Source organism: Shimazuella kribbensis DSM 45090 (genome assembly GCF_000428065.1).
GTDB lineage: Bacteria > Bacillota > Bacilli > Thermoactinomycetales > Thermoactinomycetaceae > Shimazuella > Shimazuella kribbensis.
Map to the genome: position 1 here is coordinate 203,347 of NZ_ATZF01000007.1, position 20,612 is coordinate 223,958.

20 protein-coding genes are annotated in these 20,612 nt (G+C 36.4%); 7 read left to right on the plus strand and 13 right to left on the minus strand.

Going from position 1 to position 20,612, the window contains the following annotated elements:
• Positions 1-4: 4 nt before the first annotated feature.
• From A3GQ_RS0112675 to A3GQ_RS24350, 3 genes are all read right to left on the minus strand, one after another.
• Complete coding sequence (locus A3GQ_RS0112675) at positions 5-538, minus strand: NADPH-dependent FMN reductase (protein ID WP_037464834.1); 534 nt, start codon at positions 536-538, stop codon at positions 5-7.
• 131 nt (positions 539-669) lie between these two features.
• A complete protein-coding gene (locus A3GQ_RS0112680; protein ID WP_028777360.1) occupies positions 670-879 on the minus strand; it encodes a hypothetical protein in 210 nt (69 codons plus the stop codon).
• A gap of 93 nt (positions 880-972) precedes the next feature.
• Positions 973-1,572 (minus strand): YczE/YyaS/YitT family protein, encoded by a 600-nt coding sequence (locus A3GQ_RS24350; RefSeq protein ID WP_037464837.1) that lies wholly within the window; start codon positions 1,570-1,572, stop codon positions 973-975.
• A 147-nt stretch (positions 1,573-1,719) separates the two neighbouring features.
• On the opposite strand from A3GQ_RS24350, the gene ytaF reads away from it, so the two are divergent.
• On the plus strand, positions 1,720-2,334 hold the full coding sequence (gene ytaF / locus A3GQ_RS0112690; RefSeq protein ID WP_028777361.1) for a sporulation membrane protein YtaF: 615 nt from the start codon (positions 1,720-1,722) through the stop codon (positions 2,332-2,334).
• Positions 2,335-2,338: 4 nt separating this feature from the next.
• Here ytaF and A3GQ_RS0112695 read toward each other — a convergent pair whose 3' ends face one another.
• Both A3GQ_RS0112695 and A3GQ_RS0112700 read right to left on the minus strand, forming a co-directional pair.
• The gene (locus A3GQ_RS0112695; protein ID WP_051271701.1) at positions 2,339-3,028 is read right to left on the minus strand and encodes a GH25 family lysozyme; all 690 of its coding nucleotides are present in this window, start codon (positions 3,026-3,028) and stop codon (positions 2,339-2,341) included.
• A gap of 60 nt (positions 3,029-3,088) precedes the next feature.
• Positions 3,089-3,970, minus strand: coding sequence for a LysR family transcriptional regulator (locus tag A3GQ_RS0112700; RefSeq protein WP_028777363.1), 882 nt, complete (start codon positions 3,968-3,970; stop codon positions 3,089-3,091).
• Positions 3,971-4,092: 122 nt separating this feature from the next.
• Here A3GQ_RS0112700 and A3GQ_RS24355 point away from each other — a divergent pair, with 122 nt between their 5' ends.
• A complete protein-coding gene (locus A3GQ_RS24355) occupies positions 4,093-5,451 on the plus strand; it encodes an MFS transporter (RefSeq protein WP_051271704.1) in 1,359 nt (452 codons plus the stop codon).
• Positions 5,448-6,404 carry an NADP-dependent oxidoreductase gene (locus A3GQ_RS0112710; RefSeq protein WP_028777364.1) on the plus strand — a complete coding sequence of 319 codons (957 nt, stop codon included), beginning with the start codon at positions 5,448-5,450 and terminating at the stop codon, positions 6,402-6,404. Before A3GQ_RS24355 ends, A3GQ_RS0112710 begins: the two co-directional genes overlap by 4 nt.
• Before the next feature lie 112 nt (positions 6,405-6,516).
• On the opposite strand, the gene A3GQ_RS0112715 is transcribed toward A3GQ_RS0112710, so the two are convergent.
• On the minus strand, positions 6,517-8,250 hold the full coding sequence (locus tag A3GQ_RS0112715; protein WP_169818293.1) for an ABC transporter ATP-binding protein: 1,734 nt from the start codon (positions 8,248-8,250) through the stop codon (positions 6,517-6,519).
• A gap of 375 nt (positions 8,251-8,625) precedes the next feature.
• Here A3GQ_RS0112715 and A3GQ_RS0112720 point away from each other — a divergent pair, with 375 nt between their 5' ends.
• Positions 8,626-9,705 carry an acyltransferase gene (locus tag A3GQ_RS0112720; RefSeq protein ID WP_028777366.1) on the plus strand — a complete coding sequence of 360 codons (1,080 nt, stop codon included), beginning with the start codon at positions 8,626-8,628 and terminating at the stop codon, positions 9,703-9,705.
• A 779-nt stretch (positions 9,706-10,484) separates the two neighbouring features.
• On the opposite strand, the gene A3GQ_RS24360 is transcribed toward A3GQ_RS0112720, so the two are convergent.
• Both A3GQ_RS24360 and A3GQ_RS0112740 read right to left on the minus strand, forming a co-directional pair.
• The gene (locus A3GQ_RS24360) at positions 10,485-10,937 is read right to left on the minus strand and encodes a hypothetical protein (protein ID WP_051271707.1); all 453 of its coding nucleotides are present in this window, start codon (positions 10,935-10,937) and stop codon (positions 10,485-10,487) included.
• Positions 10,938-11,921: 984 nt separating this feature from the next.
• Complete coding sequence (locus A3GQ_RS0112740; RefSeq protein ID WP_051271711.1) at positions 11,922-12,542, minus strand: histidine phosphatase family protein; 621 nt, start codon at positions 12,540-12,542, stop codon at positions 11,922-11,924.
• 306 nt (positions 12,543-12,848) lie between these two features.
• Here A3GQ_RS0112740 and A3GQ_RS0112745 point away from each other — a divergent pair, with 306 nt between their 5' ends.
• On the plus strand, positions 12,849-13,208 hold the full coding sequence (locus A3GQ_RS0112745) for a peptidase inhibitor family I36 protein (protein ID WP_028777368.1): 360 nt from the start codon (positions 12,849-12,851) through the stop codon (positions 13,206-13,208).
• A gap of 85 nt (positions 13,209-13,293) precedes the next feature.
• On the opposite strand, the gene A3GQ_RS0112750 is transcribed toward A3GQ_RS0112745, so the two are convergent.
• Positions 13,294-14,661: an MFS transporter gene (locus A3GQ_RS0112750; protein ID WP_028777369.1), complete on the minus strand. Its 1,368-nt coding sequence runs from the start codon at positions 14,659-14,661 to the stop codon at positions 13,294-13,296.
• Positions 14,662-14,715: 54 nt separating this feature from the next.
• Positions 14,716-15,303 (minus strand): TetR/AcrR family transcriptional regulator, encoded by a 588-nt coding sequence (locus A3GQ_RS0112755; RefSeq protein ID WP_037464842.1) that lies wholly within the window; start codon positions 15,301-15,303, stop codon positions 14,716-14,718.
• 284 nt (positions 15,304-15,587) lie between these two features.
• On the opposite strand from A3GQ_RS0112755, the gene A3GQ_RS0112760 reads away from it, so the two are divergent.
• On the plus strand, positions 15,588-16,214 hold the full coding sequence (locus tag A3GQ_RS0112760) for a hypothetical protein (protein ID WP_028777371.1): 627 nt from the start codon (positions 15,588-15,590) through the stop codon (positions 16,212-16,214).
• 47 nt (positions 16,215-16,261) lie between these two features.
• Here the strand turns inward: A3GQ_RS0112760 and A3GQ_RS0112765 are convergent, their stop codons facing one another.
• Positions 16,262-16,951 carry a DnaD domain-containing protein gene (locus A3GQ_RS0112765; protein WP_051271716.1) on the minus strand — a complete coding sequence of 230 codons (690 nt, stop codon included), beginning with the start codon at positions 16,949-16,951 and terminating at the stop codon, positions 16,262-16,264.
• A 19-nt stretch (positions 16,952-16,970) separates the two neighbouring features.
• On the minus strand, positions 16,971-18,260 hold the full coding sequence (gene asnS / locus A3GQ_RS0112770) for an asparagine--tRNA ligase (protein WP_028777373.1): 1,290 nt from the start codon (positions 18,258-18,260) through the stop codon (positions 16,971-16,973).
• A gap of 142 nt (positions 18,261-18,402) precedes the next feature.
• Here asnS and A3GQ_RS24370 point away from each other — a divergent pair, with 142 nt between their 5' ends.
• Positions 18,403-19,572 (plus strand): CapA family protein, encoded by a 1,170-nt coding sequence (locus tag A3GQ_RS24370; protein WP_051271719.1) that lies wholly within the window; start codon positions 18,403-18,405, stop codon positions 19,570-19,572.
• A 23-nt stretch (positions 19,573-19,595) separates the two neighbouring features.
• On the opposite strand, the gene A3GQ_RS0112780 is transcribed toward A3GQ_RS24370, so the two are convergent.
• The gene (locus A3GQ_RS0112780; protein ID WP_028777374.1) at positions 19,596-20,501 is read right to left on the minus strand and encodes a cation diffusion facilitator family transporter; all 906 of its coding nucleotides are present in this window, start codon (positions 20,499-20,501) and stop codon (positions 19,596-19,598) included.
• Positions 20,502-20,612 lie beyond the last annotated feature (111 nt).

Here is a 20,612-nt window from a genome sequence, read left to right on the forward strand (position 1 = left end):
TTCATTAACGTAATGTTTTTAATGCGCCACTCCATGCGGCAACTTGATCTAACATCAGATTAATATTACTTACATGCAGATCAGCAGGTTTAAAAGTAGAAAAATTTTCAAAATCGGTAAATAATGAAAGAGTGGGATGTGTTTTTACATCAGCAATAAGTAACTCACCCATGATTCCACGAAGGTGTTCTGCTGCACGGGCTCCACCAGTAGAACCATAACTGACAATGCCTGCTGCTTTGTTATTCCATTCCTCACGCGCTAAGTCGAGTGCATTTTTAAGAGCTCCAGTAATGCTATGATTATATTCTGGAGTAACAAAAACAAAACCATCTAAGCTAGCTAGTTTTTCTGACCATTTCTGAATTTGCGCCTCTGCACCTGATTCTCCAAAGAATGGTAATTTATAATCGGCAATATCTACTATCTCGTAAGTTGCATCTCCACGTTTATCCGCCAATGCTTTCACCCATTCTCCTACTTGCGGACTAACTCTTCCTGGTCTTGTACTTCCTAAAATAATTCCTATTTTCAACATGTTGTATCCTCCTATTAACTCTAATCCATCGTATACAACGACAGTATACACTGACATTTTATCCTCAGCTAAATCTTTTGTCAATAAATTTTCAAAAAATACAACATCTAATTTAATAGTTTATTCATTGGTTATTCTTTTAAAGGGACGAAGAAATTATTCTTTCTCCTGCTTTTTTTACTTGATGATTCAAAGATGATGCCAAATGTAACACCTACTGCCATGCCTACTTCTATAAAAGCTGTATTACCCAATGCCAAGCCAATACCCGATCCAAGTGCTACTCCTATACACAATCCTAAAGCCATTCCAGTTCCTTTTTTAGTAGGAGATTTCGACATTTCCCATTCCTCTTTCATAGATTTAAACACTTATATATATTAAAACATTTTAAATACAAATAATATATACACGCGATTTTTTATAAAAATTTATTAAAGTATAGCCTGTTTTCGATTTAATTTTTGTATAAAAAACTGAATGAACGGTCCAAAGAGGAAAGCAAATATAATTGTACCTATCCCGATTGATCCATGTAATGCAATCGCCAAAAGAAGAGCAAATAACTCGCTAACTGTCTTGGCAAACATAATAGAAATTTGAAAGCGATAAGACAAAGCAAACATGAGTTGATCCACTGGGGTAGGGGTAAAATCGGATAGCAGATAAATAGATGCTCCAAAAGAAGCAACAATCAGGCCTGTCCAAAACAACGACATTTGCAATCCGATATGGATAGGATGAAGTGTTATAAAAAATAACCAACAATTAATTAATATCCCTACCATTGCGATGGTCAAAAAAGAGCTATAAGTTGGCTTTCTTTTCCATAAAAACGCATTGAACCAAATAAGAATAAAACCAATTATAAAAACCCACATTCCCATGGATAAGCCTGATTTTTTAGCTAACCCTATATAAAATGCTTCCCATGAACCAGTTCCTAAATTAGATCGGATAACCAAAACAAGTCCAAATGTTTTTATCAGTAGACCCAAAATATATTGAATAAACCTTATTGGAGCATCCTTCATTCATCATCCATCCCATTTTGTGTAATGGCAAATATATATGAATGATGACAAGACGGAAGAACTGAGTTGTCTTCTTTTTTGTTTTCAACATTCGATCCTCCTTGCATACGCTGTTACAAATGTCCAGAGACCTAGGAGGTATCGGATGTGGAATGGTTAACCATTATATTGATTGGGATTGCTGCCAATTTGGATAACTTAGGAGTAGGCGTCGCATATGGCGTACAATCTACTAAAATACCTGTTAAATCGAACTTCATCATTGCTGGTATTGGAGCTGTAATTACTTATTTTTCTGTTACATTAGGGAGTTGGATCGGTAATTATATTGACCCTGATTTAGCTAACATTGGTGGCGGCATCATTCTTTTTGGCATAGGCGCTTGGACTATTTGGACGGATTGGCAACGTATCACATTAAACGATGCAAGACAGAAATCAGAAGAAGGACATTATCTACAAAAAATACTAGATTGCCCTGAGCGAGCTGATACAGATAACAACAAAGTCATCTCCTCCAAGGAATCGTTACTGTTGGGTATAGCTCTATCACTCAATTGTTTTGGTGTAGGAATCGGAGGTGGAATAACTGGTGTATCTCCTGTATTGTCTAGTATTGTCGTTGGTAGTATGTCCTTTTGCACGATGATGATAGGGATCAGAATGGGTATAAAACTATCCTATTCTTGGATCAATCGTTTTGCCAGCTCCATTGCAGGAGTACTATTAGTAAGTATGGGCCTATTCGAAATCTTGATGTAGGCTATCACTTTAACTTTATTAAATCTAAATGATTTCCTTTAAATACATTGATATCAACAAATGTTTCTATTCCATTCACATGCCCTCGATTATGGTACTGCCACATCATCCACTTTTCTTTATCAATCGAGGGATATTTAAAAACATCACGAATCCATATTTGATAACCAGCCATAGAGTCTTTTATATAGGTATGGTAAGTATCATAAGTCACATATAAAATAGGCTCTTTTTGGTATGTTTTTTTTAATTCCTTAATCATCGTTGTCAAGCTGTCTAGAACTTTCTTTTTATCATGATATAAAGCTATTTCCACATCGATAACTGGTGGTAAACTATCCGACACTACAGGAACAATCCTTTTGAAATGTTCGGCTTGATCTTTTCCATTACTCTGCATGGAGAAAAAATGATATGCTCCTGTTCGAAATCTTTGCTTTCGAGCTTCCATCCAATTATTAGCAAAACGATTATCTGTAAAGTCTTTTCCTTCGGTTGCTTTTATATAAACAAAATCAAACTTACCTTCTTCTTTTACCGCTTCCCAATCAATTGCCCCTTGGTGATGAGATACATCTAACCCTTTCACATCATATCCTATAGCAAATATCGAATTGTACCAGATAAAACCATAATAATGAAGCATTCCTAGACCAACAACAAGAACCATTATTACACTAATATATCGAATCATTTTTCCTCCTATTTCTTTGTTGTAACGGTGTGAATTAATTTGTTTGCATTACAAACTAGTCTATATATTTATTTTTCTATAATCTTCTAATAATAATTCTTTGAATCGTTGTGCTGCAATAGAAAGATATCGCTTTTTCGACCACGACAAATAATAATTCCGATGACAAATTGGCTCTTCGATCGTTAAGACATGAAACGCATTGTTCTCCTCTACTAATGTCTCTAACCAAAAAGCACCACCTATTCCAGAACTAACAAGTGTTGTTAATGTTTTAGAATCATCTGTTTCACAAACTATTTTTGGAGTAATTCCAACTGTTTTACACCATTCATCCGTTACTTCTCTAAAGGTATGTCCTTCTTTAAAATGAATAAGAGATTCCTTTGCAATGTCAGTCCATTGTATTTTGGTTTGCTTAGCAAGACCATGCTTTTTGGATACAATAAATACGATTTCTTCCGTCTGGATAGGAATACTAATTATTCCATTTAAATCTTTTTGTTTACACGAAATACAATAATCTATTTCACCATTTTCTAGCATTTCATTTTGTTTTTCTAGTGATGCTGTTTGTGATATGCGAAATTGAACATCAGGATAGGTTGTTCGAAAATCGTTTATTACTTCTGAAAAATGCGGTAAAAAAGTCGTATCAATCGCCACCGTTCCTCTGTCGAGTCCAGCCATATCAGCTATCTCTCTCCTACCTTCCTCTAATGCTTGTAAAATAATATCTACTTTGTTTAGAAACACTTTTCCATAAGCATTAAGATGGATCTTCCTACCTTTTCGATCAAAAAGTGCTACTCCTAAATCCTTCTCTAATCTAGCAATCGTTTGACTTAATGCAGGTTGTGTAATATGTAACTCTTCTGCTGCATGTGTGAGATGTTTGGTTTCTGCCACTTTTTTAAAATACCTCAATGGAAGTAAATCCATCACTCTAACCTCATTTCATAAGTTAAAAGTTATCTATATATAAGAAAATATACATTTTTCATAATGCATAGGCAAGCGTATGATACAAATATAGATCAAAGAACACGGGGAGATAGAACATTATGATTGCCCTACAAGATGAAAAAAAAATTATTGGTTTACTTCTATTTATGGTACCGTTCGCTATTGTAAATAGTTACATGCTAAATGTTGCACTTCCTAGTATCTCGAAAGAGTTTGATTTGCTTCCTTCCACTACTAGTTGGTTAGTAACCATTGCTGGGATAATCTCTGCAATGGGATCCGTAATATATGGGAAATTAGCAGATCTATATGGCGTGAAAAAAATAGCGTTATTTGGAGTAGTTTTCTTTTTCGGAGGCTCTCTCCTTTGCTTTTTCGCACCAAATTTCACCTTGCTTCTTATCGGGAGAATCATACAAGGAATTGGGATCTCTACCATTCCATCATTGGCAATGACCATCCCAGCAAAATATATTGTTGAAGAAAGAAGAGGAAATGCACTAGGAACACTTGCTTCTGCCATGGCATTTGGAGCAATTATTGGTCCTGTACTAGGCGGGCTACTTACAGGTTTGAATTGGAGATTCCTATTTTTATTCCCATTCATTCTTCTCTTCACCATTCCATTTATATGGAAATGGCTGCCTAATGAAACTGCTAAACAAAAAGATAAAATAGATTTCCTCAGTTTAGGATTATTGATGGGATCTGTTATTTCCTTAATGGAAGCTATTACCTTTATGAAAATAAGTTTACTAATCATTAGCCTGATTTTCTTTCTCTTGTTTGTTTGGCGACAAAGAAAAGTACAAAATCCTTTTGTTCCATTTACACTGTTTCGTCGGACTGCTTATGTTCAAGGTGTACTTATGGGAGTCATTAATACAGCAATGAACTTTGGAGTTTTTCTTATTACCCCATTATTACTAAGTCAGTATTTTGGTTTATCTGGATATAAAATCGGGCTAGTACTAACTCCAGCAGCTGTTGCAGCTGCATTGATGGGTAAATTTGGTGGTAAGTTAACAGACCATTTAGGCAGTCGTTATGTATTATCCATATCTATCTTTTTACTTGGTATAGGATTTTTCATGCTTTCGTCTTTTTCAGGATATCAAGCATGGTTGCTTTCTATCCTGCTTATCCTTACTGAGATAGGTTACATTTTTATGCAGCCAACCATTAGCAAAACGATTTCCACTCACCTTCCAAAGGAACATACAGGTATAGGAATGGGGATGTTTGGATTACTTAATTTTCTTACGATTGCTATATCAGGAACACTTTTAACTAAATTTATCGAATTTAAACATATTCCTCCACTCAATCCATTTAGCAATACAGATCTATCCGGAATTTACAGTAATATTTATTTATTTTTCTTTGTGCTCACCATAGTAAATTTGATTTTCATGTTCCTACTTACAAAAATGAACAAAGGAGTTTATACAAAATGAAATCAAGAGAAACAATACGCATCTACCAATATGGAGGTCCCGAACAACTAAAACTCGAATCGATACCCTATCCAAAACCAGCAGAAAAGGAAGTATTGGTTAAAATTAAGACCGCAGCAGTATTACCTTATGATTGGAAATATAGAAAAGGTATGTTTCAACAGATACGCCCTGCTACGTTCCCCTATATTCCAGGTTCTACTTTTGCAGGTATTATAGAAGAAGTAGGAGAAAATGTTACAACTTTCACCAAAGGACAAGCCGTATTTGGACGAAGCGCCTATGGAACTTACACGGAATATACTACAGCTTCCATTGAACAAATTGCGCTTAAACCCGAAGGTTTAAGTTTCTCAGAAGCTGTCACTATTCCGGCCAGTGCTTTGGCTGCATGGTTAACACTTTTTCATGATGGAGGATTACAAAAAGGACAGAAAATATTGATTCATGGAGCAGCAGGCGGTTTTGGAATGCTAGCGGTACAAATGGCCAAATGGGTTGGTACTCACGTTATCGGTACTTCATCCACTCGCAATGTCCCCTTTGTCTACTCATTAGGGGCTGATCAAGTTATTGACTATACAAACCAACTTTTTGAAGAACATGTTTCAGAAATAGATCTTGTGATTGATACAGTGGGTGGTGAAACACTGGAACGATCGATGGAAGTAGTAAAAAGAGGAGGAAAATTAGTATCTATTGTTGGAGAACCATCGATAGATAAGGCCGCACAAAAGGGGATCATCGCTATAAAACCTGATGTTCAAACTATGCCATCATTGGAGGAGCAAAAACTTATTTCACAGCAAATCGCTGATTTAATGGTAAAAGGAAAACTAAAAGCAGAAACAAACAAAGTCTTTCCCTTACAAGAAGCCCACAAAGCCCATATTCTCAGTGAAACGGGTCATGGACGTGGAAGAATCATTTTAGCTATTAATCATTCCAAATAAACGATGAATGAGTCCGCCCTTGTTGTATTTCACTCCAACAAGGGCGGTTTTCAAACGGAGAAGGGACTCGGAGATCAGAAAATTCCCCAGATCAATCCAAGCCACTTACTCCTTATTTCTGGAAGAATCCTAGGACCTTCCCATTCCACTTTTCGAGCCATGACTGTTCTTTTTGGGTTTTCCACAGCTCATAGTACAAGCCTTTCTTCTGACGACGAAGCTCTTCATGTGGACCTGTCTGTACAATTTTTCCGGAATCCATCACTACGATCCGATCCGCAGTGCGAATCGTGGAAAATCGATGTGCGATGATGATCCGAGTCTTTCCTTGTAGCCTGCGATCCATTCGCTGAATCATTTGGCTTTCCGTCTTTGCGTCCAAAGCAGAGGTAAATTCATCTAGGATGAACACCTCAGCATTGGGCCGAAGGAGAGATCGTGCAATTCCGAGACGCTGCTTCTGACCGCCTGAGAGATCTGTTTTTCCTTGGAGTTTTTCCTTAGGCAAGTCCAAAGAAGCATCGAAAAGCGCTTTCTGGATCTTTGTATCTGTTGCCTCAGGATTAGCAAGCTCTAGGTTGGCGATGATCGAACGATCGAGCGGGTCTGTATCTTGGAAGCAGAAAGCAAACCGTTCTCGCATCGATTCTAGGGTGAAGTCCTTGATCGATCGGCCGTTGATCAGTACTTCCCCCGAATCGGGCTCAAGCATCCTGCCTAGCAGATAGATCACTGTAGTCTTCCCGCTACCAGATGGTCCAACAAGCCCGATAGTTTCGCCTTTTCGGATCAAGAAAGACACATTGTGGATCGCAGGTACATTGCTCCCCAGATGCGTAGCAGTCACGTTTCGAAACTCAATAGTCTCTACTTCTTCCAGGTCGATCGGATTGAGGTTCAGAGGAATTTCCTCCAAATGGAGAATTTCGTCACATCGGTCCACATCAGGCACAAATTCCAATACAGACTGGAAGCGCTGAAAGAACCAATTGACACCCACCTGAAAAGTCACAGCGTAGCCCGCAAACTGGAAGGATTGCCCAGGTGAGATAATTTGAAAATACAACATCCCCATGAGGAAAATCGCCCCTGTGATGATAGCTTCCATCAATACAGAAAACGAATCAATCCCAAAGATCTTCGTCATAGCAGCTTTGAGATTGGTCTTCATGTATGCAGTACGGAGACGCTTAAATTCGTCATTTTCCCTCTTTATTGCTCCACACATCTGAATGTCACGAAACGATCGAAAAAAATCAACCGTGTGCGACATGATCTTGTTTTGCTGCTCGAACATTTGCTTATTCAGCTTTGCGTATTTTTTCAATACACGCTTTGACAGAAAAAGCAAACCGACACAAAAGACACAGATCACGGTCAGCACAGGACTAATCCACAACATGGCACCAAGCGACACCACCATGTTGAGTTTCTGGTTGAGCAAATCAGGAATCACAGTTGAAATAGCAGAGGAAATCTTGCTGGTCCAGATCGGCACTCCTGCTGGCAACTCCGTGCTGTGAAACTTATGGAACAAACGAAGCTCAGATACTTGATTCGGCTTCTCCCTTAGATTTCCTTGGAGACCAAGATCTACATATCCGTTCATAAGTTCCTCTAGGACGTCGCCAAGCCTCATGAACATAAAGCCGAACACACTGGCGAACATGAAACCAAGAATCGAGAGAAGGAGAATATCATTTTCCCCTTGACTGACCCCTTCATCGATGAATAGCTTCGTCATATATGGACGGAGGAAAGAAACCAGTGCATCCATCATGACACAGAAGAGAATCACGAGTGAAAGCAGCTTCTTTTCCCACATCCATCGCCACGCTAGTCGCATCGTTGTACTTTTGAAGATTTTCTGTACGGTTTTCACTTTATCTTCCAAAGCTCGTAGGAGACACTTACCTTTTATCATACCATATTAAGTTGAGCTCATAATTTTTATAATATTTTAATAATAATTCCCATTTCCGCACTTTCACCTGCCTGATTATGTAAAAATAAATTCACATTTGAATTTAAATCTCGCGTATACTCCAAAATACTACTATTTACTCCTCTGTTTACACCTGTTTGCATATATAAAATTTTATAAATCTATTTGTGCATTATCAAAATATATGTTAGCTTCTAACTAACTCATTCCATGATACGAAGGTATATTTTTATTCACCTTTGTTAGAAGTGAATATTTTTTAAAGGTGTGTTTTCTTTGAAGAACGATAACTACCTATACGAAATCCATATGATAAGAGCCTTGTCTTGCCTATTGATTTTAGTCATCCATGTTACTGGTTCCTACTATTATATTCACGATCAACATCATGAATGGTATACCTTATTATTAAATCAGATGAGCCGCTATGGTATTAATCTATTTATTATGATTAGTGGTTTTCTGTTGTTTTATCACCGGAAAATAAAAGGGTTTCAAGCTAAGCATTATTGGAAATCACGAACAAGTAAAGTAATTATCCCATTTCTTGCATTCACGGTTTTCTATCAGATTATTTCTTATCTTTATAGTGGGCATACTAACTTTGCATTCTCCATCGAATATTTTTATCAAATGTTGTATCTAGGAGAAGGATTTTATCATTTGTGGTTCTTCTCATTGGTCCTTCAATTTTATTTGATCTTCCCACTCTTACAAAAATGGGTAGACAGTCCAAAACAATGGAATATCATGTTAGTAGGTTCGCTTATTGTACAACTTCTCTTCTTAAAACTGCTCCCACTTTATTTGCATTGGGAAAAAGTATATGTATTCAATTGGATCTTCTATTTTATTTTAGGTGGATACCTTGCTCAATATTGGACTACGATTCGCGATTGGATACAGTCTCACCCAAAGATAAATCTTGCTCTCGCATTTGTCGTTTTAGCTGATGGACTTTGGTCTTTTTATCGGATTCGATTAATAGCTGAATATCGATTAGAAAATATGATCATTGTACCTATTCTTTTCATTGTATTAATCGGTATCTATCCAAAAATAAAACAAATAACAAAGCTTGATAAGACATTAACTTCTATTGGAGAATACTCCATGGGGATTTATGTGATGCATCCACTATTTATCTATTATGGAGCTTTTATGCCGGCCTTCTTCTGGCATCCAGCTGCTATAGGCTTTGCCTTTCTGTTCTACTTAATAGTTAGCGTTATCTCATTGAAAATCTTTGAAAAAGTCCCTTACTATCAATACTTTATTCCTATTCCTAAAGTGAGAAACAATCCAACCAAAACAAATACTCAATCCTATTCTGGTCCAAGTTATATAGCAAAATAATGGAAACCAAGGCGTAAAAAAGATCTGTGCGCCTTGGTCTTTTACTGTAATAATAGTGCCGTAGAAACGCAAATTCTACGAAATATTTCAAACGCAAAAAGTCCTATTGTAAGGTGGTGAATGAAATGACATATAGACCCGATGATGGTGTAGTTGTGTGGTGGTCGTAATAATAGTGGTGAAAACGGAGGTTGATTTTTCGCTAGGTTAAGCAAGGGCTGCTGTTCTAGTTTATAAGATTATCTCCAATTATTGAATTCTTTGTGCTCCTTAGAAGGGTTGGTTAATATGTTTACTTTGCATGGTAGCAACCCTTTCACTAGCTACTATATATGAAACATAAGGAGAGACAGCTTGAAGTTTTAATTCACTTATTCGAAAAGATTCTAATATCACCAATTATTTGTAAGTTAAAGTAGGCATGGATTAATCAAATACAGTCTCTGCTACAAACTAGTTTTCAAATATCCCTTATGAACAAATAACAAAACAGCGCTACTAACAAGCAGTAACAATGTTATGATTCATTTATTGTGATTTTAAATCTCTCTTTTCTCGATTGAGTTGATGAATATTTTCTTGGCCTTCATCGTAAATTTTATTTTTCTCTTGTCTTCTCTTATCCATCCCTTCTAAAGAGGTGGGGCTTGTATCTGTCCAGTCATGCAAGCGATTCCAAAGGGATCAATCCACTGTGATTGCTGTGGACCCTGCCTATACCTCTCAGACCTGTCCAAAGTACGCAAGCATGATCGCTGGTACACCGTGGGTTGAGCGTTCTACCAAGGCTTCGCTGTTCCGAATCTCCATGTTCCGTCAAAGAAATGTTCCATCCCTTTCGTTTCGTAAGGAATTTGTACCCGACCTTCTAATGTGTTAACCGAAAAGATTTTATTGGGTCGAATGGAATAATCCCGATTAAAGACGAGATCGTATTCAGGATTTTTAAACCTAACTAGAGACCAGTCATGATCATTCGATTTCGCTGATTTGTATTTCGCAATGACAGCAATCGCAATACTTTGGGACATTTGAGAGCGAAGAGAATAGCGAGAGCGAAGCGTTTCGTATGTCATTTTAATCAATTTGGCTCTCGTTAGAACCTTACTTTGATACACTTGTTCCGATACAAAGTTACATCCTACTTTGACAGCTTGTAATGTTTCTAACAAAAGTTTCTTTTGCTCCTCATTGGGAAAGATCTTCACTTTTGCTGTAATCGTCCATTCCACTTTTCCACCTTCGATCCTTCAACAATTTTCATTAAAATTCCGAACATTAAGGAAAATAAACAGAAGAAAAGAGTGTTTTTCTAAGCATCCCACAAGAGGATACCGAACAACGCCACCATTCCTCCCCGACCTATAGAGGATCGGGGTATCCTGACGGCAAAATGATGAAGTGGTCTTATCCGCACCATTATTACCCCCTTTATGTCCATCGACACGTAACGATATAACAGCATTACTTGGCAAAGTAGAAGCAAACTTTTGTACAGCCGCTTTGGCAATATTCATCTTTGTTTTGTTCCCTATTTTTCCTTCATACTCCCGCTGGCATCTAATAATATGGAGAAATATACCCTTTTTTCCTCTACCAAAACAATTTTTCCATTTTTTTGATAAATCAGTTTGAACATCTGTAGATAAATTTTGAATACATTCTTGAGAATAATCGGTTGCTAAAGAATAAATTCAATCCAAATATTGTTTTTTTGTCCATCTTGTAGAAATTTATTAATTGCTATTCGCATAGCAGCTTCATTATACTTATCTCCACTGTAATTCCTTGGATAACGTAAAAAAGTCACCGTTCCATTTCTCCAAATTTTCTATCAGAAATAAGAGGCATCGTCTTTGCATTATTTTGTGATTGTTTTGAATTTATTTTGGTTACGGAAGGCGTTGATGAACTACAAGTTCAAAGTAGTATGAGAATAATAACACATAGGCTAAACGTTTTTCGATTCATTCGTTCTTCTTTGTTACTTACTACAGTATTCTATTTAAAAATAACAATGATCGATACATCATAAAATTAACATCGGGAAAATAAAGTAAAATATAATTTGGATATGTATCTTTATTCGCCCAAAGAAGGGTAATCCTCTTCGATCTTAGAAAATACGCATTCGATTCACAATAATACAAATCGTCCTCGATATGTACAACAAGTACTTCCTTACCTTGTTTCCAATTGTTCCAACTGCTTTCCTTCTAATATCCCAATCTTTCCCCTTCAAATGATAAATGCACCTCGTTTTGAGTAAACTCCATGATAAAAGAGCTTGTACTATCATAGTAAGGGCTTTCCCAAAGAGAAGACAAATCTTCTCCACCATAAAAATTAACTAATAATTTAATTACAATAGCATGGGTTACGAGCAGGATAGTTTCTCCTACATGTCTCTCTACAATATTTTGTACAAATGGTATGACCCTTTCCTGCACGTCAACAAAGGTTTCTCCCTTGCTTTCTGTTGCTTCATAAGAGCTAGGATTCTTCCAAAATAAATGGTACTCATCAGGATATTGGAATTGTATTTCAGATAATGTACAACCTTCCCACTCTCCAAGATACATCTCTGTTAAATCCTTGGTCTTTCTTAATTTTATCTTGCGGTTATGTAAAATATAAGAAGCTGTATCACATGCCCTTTTGCTTTCGCTTGTGTAAATGGCATGAAAATCAATATGTTCTAAACGTTGTGACAAAGTTTTTGCTTGGTCCACTCCAACAAGGGTAAGTGGTGAATCTGTTCTTCCTTGCATTCGCTGATTACGGTTCCAGTCGGTTTCTCCTGGTCTCACAAAATATAAAGTGGTATTCAACTTCAACCAAACCCTCCTACAATCATAGTGAACTGGGTACATCTTCGTTTCAACCTTATTTTACAATCAGAATTAATAATATTAAATACTAATATTTAAATATAGTATTTAGAACCGATAAGGATTCCCCCTACACAACCATGGAAATCCTGAATAGCAAAACAAGTCGTGTATCACAAATAACAATCAATAAATGTAAAATTTACTAATGATTCTTACCATCTCCTCCGAATTACAGATATTGGATAATAATTTCGTGAACTAAATAATAAATTGAAAATAAGAAATTATACAAAATCGAAGGAGGAAATCATGATAAATCGTCGGATTGTTATAATTTTACTAATACTCTCTTTCTTCTTTGCTTCTTCACATACTGCTTTTATGGATAATGCAACACCATCTGCTGGCTGTGTCACGGTTTATGAGGATATTAATTACTCAGGTAAATCAACAACATTCTGTGGAAGTACAAACTATGTAGGTGATTTTTGGAATGATCGGATCAGCTCTTTTAAAGCAAATTGTTCGATGAATGCGATTAAAGTTTATGATAACGCCAATTTTGATGAAAACGCCGAATCGATACGACTCGAGGGAGGTTGTCGACAGATTAATGATTTAACAATCTATCAATTTAACGACCGAATATCCTCTATCAAAATCGAATAGACAAAGCAGAAGGGTTATTTACCATAACATAAGGAATGGTAAATAACCCCTTGTTCTCTCCCTGATCATATTGTAGACCATCTGTTTATAAATGTGAAACCTTTCTTTTTTGGAATACATATTGGGACAAATAATAAATCATCAATGTTACAAGTTGCAATAAAACTAATAGAGTAAATATATTACTATATATAATGCTTGGACCATACAATTGGATAGGAATTATCGCGACTTTGGCATCTATATCCACTATCTTGGCGTATATACCAGTACCAATACTCCCAGCAATAAAATTTAGCATCATAAGAAATCCCATCCCTACTCCTACTTGATCATAAGGCAAAGTTCTAGAAATAGAATTCGAAATGGATAGCATCATGTACGATTGACCTAAAAAACCAAAAATCAACAATATAGCAATTACATAAGGTGAACTACCTATTAAAATAGAGATAGCCCCAAAAAACACCATTAATAAACAAGAAGCAATCGTAAATAATGGCTTGTTACCTTTCGTATCTACTATTTTCCCACCGTATCTACCAAGCAATGCTGACACTGCTGCTGCTGGAACCATGACAAACCCGATCCATCCTGCCTGCAGCTGTTGAACATTGGCTAAAAGCAGTGGGATAACAAAATAAATTGCTGTACACATACCATTAACAAGAAAAGAAATCCCCAGTCCAACTACATAATCTTTGTTTCGAAAAAGAACAGGCTGGATAAAAGGGTTTGATGATTTGTGAATCCTTACAATAAATAATAGAAGAGTAACACAACCAATGAGTGAATACCACCAGGATCCATTTGTAATCCATAATAAAATGCTCGTAACTGTTAAACTTAGCATGAAGCCGCCTATCCAATCTGTTTTTCTATTTTTGAGTAGTTGTTCATCATCTAGATACTTGCGATAAAAGGGTATCACTATGACAATAAAAACGGGGATAAAAAACAACCATCTCCAATGGGTAAATTCCACAATGAGTGCTGAAATGATTGGCCCCAGAGCATTTCCTAATGAAAGACCAACTACGATAGTCCCCGTTGCAACTCCTCTGTTTTCAGGCGCAAAATAACGGATAGGAATGAGCATGGATATTGCTGGGATGACACTAGCTCCAAGTGCTTGTACACTTCTTGCTGCCAAAACCATCCAAAAACTCGTGGATCCTAAACCAATTAATGATCCCACCGTAAAAAATAATAGTCCAAATGTAATCAAGTTTTTTAGTCGATACTGGTCAGCCATCTTCCCATAAAATACTGTCCCAATCCCATAAATTAAGCCATAAATGGATGTAACCCAACTTACTTGTGCGGTAGTTATATGATATTCCTTACTAATATCTGTTAATGTAAAATTAAACATCAAAGCACTCATTGCTGAAATAATAAGGGTAAACATCAAAATGAGTAATAGTTTGTCTCCGTGTTGTCTGTGCTTCATCTTATTTTTCCCCTTTTTACAGTCAGTACTGACTGTCTATTTGGTTAAAAAAAATTATGTCTTAAGGCCTTGAACAAAAATTTGTACACTGTCCTTAACAAAGGTATCTAATGACATGTTATAAATGGACTTCTCCACATCAAGATTGTTCATAAATGCACCGAAGTTCATCATCATAAATGCGAGGGCAAGGGATTCCGGATTAATATCTTCTCTTATTTTTTGCTCCATTTGCATTTGAGTCAAATATTCTGTCAAAATACGCAATAATTGTCTTGGATGATTTTGCGCCTTATCTTTCAGAACATCCATCAAATGCTCATCTTTAATCGAAATCATGATCAATTTTCGATTTTGATTCATCAAATCATGATAGGTTTTGCTAATTAATTTTAAATCTGTTGGCAAATCATGCACTAACTTCTCATGAAAAAGTGCAGTCATCTCTGCTCCATAGTGAAATCGATCATATGCTGTCAATAACAGATTTAATTTTGTACCGAAATTGCGAAACAAGGTCTTTTCACTAAAACCTGCATGTTTTGCAATCTCCTGAGTTGTTACTCCTTTGTATCCCTTTTCTGCGATCAACTCAATAGCTGATAATAACATTTTATCTTGATTTTGTAACTTTCTACTCATTTCCAATCACCTATTCTCTATTTCCATAACGTCAGTGAATACTGTCATATTATCCTTTATTTGAATTTCTGTCAATCATAACTTTCCTATTCTTAAATAAATCATTATAACTCTGTCAACTTTCTAAGGTGATGATTTTGGTTCAATATTATAATTACAATCTTTTTTAGAATTATTCATATATGACTTGTTACAAATTGCATATTTCTTTTATGATAAATAGGAAGTTTCGTTTTGCCTCTGTAACATTACCTATCCTAAAACTTAACGAAAAGGGGAAAAAAATGGCAGAAATAGGAAAAGTAATAAAAGCATTTGTACGCGGAATCGCTTTTGTCATATATTTTCCGTTCTATCTCATTTACAAAATTTTAGAATGGATCTGGATTTATGTTATTACTATACCTCTCCAATGGTTATGGACTACTATTCTTGAACCCGTTTTCATATTTATTTTGAAGTATATCATTGGTTATCCGTTATATTATGTCGTTTGGATACCATTAAAATGGTTATGGGATTTTATCATTACACCTGTCTTCTTATTTATTTGGCGTTACCTATTTGTATTCGTCTGGACGAACATTTTGTATCCTATTCTTTACTATGTCATCATCTTCCCATTCACTTGGTTATGGAAACATATCTTTTATCCTGTCTTGCACTGGATTTGGAATGAAATCATTGTTGTAGTTGTTCGTTGGACTTACATAGCAGTTTCATGGATCTTTCGGATAATTGGACAGATTTTACGTTATGTACTGTGGATTCCGATTAAGTGGATTACAATTCATTTGATTTGGATTCCTGTGCGATGGTTTTTTCAACATATTATCATCCCTCCATTCCATTGGTGGAACATTCATATTTGGAAACCAACTTCCAAATGGTTCCAAGATATATTGAAATAAAACAAAAAACCCCCATCCTTTCTCTTATAAAAAGGATGGGGGTTTTACTATCCTTCTAACCAATTATAAAACGTAAATTCGGAAGTAGACCGTTTGGGTTGTACTGGTGTTTCAGGTTGCCTAAAACGCTTCGAAAATTGGATAGCTTGTTCAGCAGTACGGATTTGATGTCTTTCCCACTCCATTAATATACGATCCATATACCGTATCGATATTTTCTCACAATAAACTGCTTCACGAAGTGCTGCTTCAATGAGTTCTTCTGGATAAAGATCTTCATCCAACCATTTGATAATATGTTCACACTCATTTGGAGAAAGAGGCCGTCCAAATTCTTGTTCAATAAGATGAAACAATGTTTGATATTGCTCATCCGAATCAATAATAATCTCGTCATCCTCTTCTTCTATACTTGCTACTAGACGTTCATAGATAAGAGAGAGATCATATCCTTTTTCTCCTTTTGAACCAATTCCTACCCAACCATCTTTTGATAATTTCGCTACCATATCTGCAATCTCTTGTATTGTTAAATTCATTCGATAGGAGAGTTCTTGAAAAGTTGGTGCAGCTATTTTTTCTTTCTCCTGAAAAATAAGTAGTTGTGTTAGCAACAATACTTCGGTCTCTCGTAAACCCAGACGTTTGTATTCCGTAAAGAGGGCAACAGGCAATGGAATCGTACCCTTTTGTAAAAGTTGTACGAACATAGCTCGTATTTTTTCATTTCCTTTCATTTGCAGACCCCTTGTCGGTTTATGGATACATGCGATTTAACATCCGAGGAAATGGTATGGTCTCTCTCACATGTTCCAGACCACAAATCCAAGCAACTGTTCTTTCCAATCCCAATCCAAAACCTGAATGTGGAACAGTTCCATATTTTCTTAGATCCATATACCAAGCGTAATCTTTTGTTGGTAGATCATGTTCTTGGAAACGTTTCTCCAGTAAGACAGGATCATCAATACGTTGACTACCACCAATAATCTCACCATAACCTTCTGGTGCAATCATATCGGCACACAGTACGACTTCTGGACGTTCAGGATTCGGTTTCATATAGAAAGCTTTGATTCCTGTCGGGTATTCTGTAATAAACAGTGGTCGTTCAAATTGCTCTGCTAATAAAGTTTCATGAGGAGCACCGAAATCATCCCCCCAAGTAAAATCTACACCCGCCTTTTGGAGCCTCTCTACTGCCTCGTCATAGGTAATGCGCGGGAAAGGAGCTTGAATTTTTTCCAACTTACTGATGTCCCGACCCAAAACTTTTAATTCTAATTTGCAATTAGTCAGAACCGACTGCACCACATGCGAAACTAACTTTTCTTGTACTTCCAAGTTACCTTGATGATCTACAAATGCCATCTCTGGTTCAATCATCCAAAACTCAATTAAATGACGACGTGTTTTGGATTTTTCTGCGCGAAAAGTAGGACCAAAAGAATAAACACGACCCAAGGCCATCGCAGCAGCTTCCATATACAATTGACCACTTTGAGTCAAATAAGCATCTTCGTCAAAATACTTTGTATGGAACAAATTGGTTGTACCTTCACAAGAGGAAGGTGTTAACACAGGAGGATCAACTAAATTGAATCCTTCCGAATCAAGATAAGACTGGATAGACCGAATAATTTCTGCACGTATTTTGAGAATGGCACGCTGTCTTTCTGACCGAATCCAAAGATGTCGATGATCCAATAAAAAATCTACTCCATGCTCTTTATTCGCAATGGGATATTCCTCTGCAATATGTATGACTTCTAAATTTATGACATCTAATTCAAATCCAGACGGTGCTCGATCATCTTTTCTCACTTTTCCCCATACATACAAAGAACTTTCTTGTGTCAAATTTTTAGCAGCGTCCCAGATCGATGAATCTACTTGGTTTTTTAGCAAAACTCCTTGTATTGTACCTGATCCATCTCTCAACTGTAGAAATTGAATTTTTCCACTAGACCGCTTGTTATACATCCAGACACCTATCTTTACTTCTTCCTCTATATGATTGTGTAGATTGGCAATAGTTGTTAACATTCAACAATCCTCCATCCGATTCAATTAACATTAAGCATAATTATACTATGTTCACCACTCGACAACAACGGGGATAAACTTTTCATTTCCTGTTGAATTTCTGGTAAAATATCGTATAGCAGTAGCAACATATTTTTGGAGAGTGATTCAACTGAGAAAACAAATATCGATCATTACTATGTTGGTCTTATTTCTTCTATTATCCGCTTGCCAACTAGTTCAAATTGATCAGGCAGATGAACAGAAACAAAAAAAATCATCACCACCTCCTCCACCACCCTCAAAGCTTACGATCGCAGCAATTGGTGATGTGATGATGCATGAACCACAAATGAAGTCTGGAAAAACAAAAAACGGTTATGATTTTCGCAAATTTTTTAAAAACGTCCAGCCATATTTATCTTCTCCTGACTTAACCGTTGCAAACTTAGAAACAACCTTGGCTGGTACGAGCAAACCTTATAGTGGATTTCCTAGATTCAATTCACCTGATCAAATCTTGGATGCATTAAAGTATGCTGGTGTAGATGTGATAACAACAGCAAATAATCATTCCAATGATACAGGTGAAAAAGGGATTATTCGAACATTTACTACGATTAAAAAGAAAGGTTTTATGATGACAGGGACAGCTCCTACTCCTGAACAGCGAAAAGGTATTGTAATAGAGAAAAATGGAATCAAATTAGGATTTCTCTCTTACACCGAACATACAAACGGACTTCCTGTTGCTAAAGGTAAACCTTACTTGGTTAATTTAATTAATCCTGCTAAAATTACCAAAGATATCAAGGAGCTAAAACAACAAGGAGCCGAATATGTCTTAGTCTCTTTACACTGGGGGACAGAATACCAACGCACTCCCAATCCGTTTCAGAAAAAAACCGCTACGCAAGTATTACAGGCAGGAGCTGATGTTATCTTAGGACATCATCCCCATGTCCAACAACAAATTGAAAAAGTAAACATAAATGGACAAGAGAAATTGATAATCTACTCTATGGGGAATTTCATTTCCAATCAATCTGATCCATACACCGATCAAGGTGTGATTGTATATTTGGACATCATGAAAGATGCAAAAACGAAAAAAATAAAACTTACAAAAACCTCATTTTTACCTACTGTTGTAAACAAATATAAAAAATCCGGAAAATCTGAATACCAAGTGGTTCCCTTACCAACCAAAAAAGCGGGAAACTTAAAAGCATATCCAGGCTTTACGAAAAAGAGATGGGAAAAATCTTGGAATGATATTAATTCCATTATTACCAAAACGGAAAGCTTCCCGGTATTTGCTCCAAAACCATAAAGAACTGCAAAAGCAGTTCTTTTTTACATTCCATCTGATTTTTCCGGAAACCAAGGATTCAAATGAACCAATACTTCCTCTACATTTGGATTTTCTTTTATAATGGATTCTTTGATTCTCCGACTTACATCATGTCCTTCTTTCACAGTTAATTGATTGGGAACACTTACTCGAATATCGACAATAACATAATGACCATGTTCGCGTGCACGAATTCGATCAATGCGTTTCACTTCAGGAATCGTGTCTACAATATGATGAAATTGAATCAATTCTGGAAATGGCACATTTTGTTCCATCAAAATACCAATGGATTCTTTGCCCATATCATAGGCTAACTTTAGAACAAGGTAAGAGACGACAACTCCTGCCAAAGGATCGCCAAATCTGAATATTTCTATAGAAAATACATCGCCTAGCAGTCCGGCACCAATCCCGACAACGGCAGCAATAGATGCATACACATCAGCAAGATGATCTTTTGCTGTCGCAATCAAACCTTTACTTTTTTGCTCTTCTCCTAAACGGATACAATATCGGTACAATCCTTGTTTCCATATTAAAGATAGAAAAGCGGCAATCAAGGCAATCCAACTTGCTTTTACTGCGGGTTCAAAAAGTGCAAGAATAGAGTGATAGACCATATATAGTGAAGCCGCTGCTAAAATAATGGCAACAATTAAAGACGCGATTACTTCCGCTTTTCCATGTCCATATGGATGTTCTTCGTCAGCAGGCTTTTTAGATACCATTGATGACGTAAGTGTTGCAACAGTGGCAATTACATCTCCAGCATTGTGAAGCGCATCGGCGATCAGTACTTGGCTTTTCGAAAACACACCAACAATAAATTTTGCAATCGTCAAAAAAACATTACTAATAAGGCTTATCCAGATCGCAACAATACTTGATTTCCAATCTAATTTCATCTACTATGTCCTCTTTCATTTTCATCATATCTCCGTTGAAAATGTTTCCCAAAGAAAGAACAAAGCAGCTTTATGCATCTAGATGTATTTTTAGATCACTTCACTTTAGGA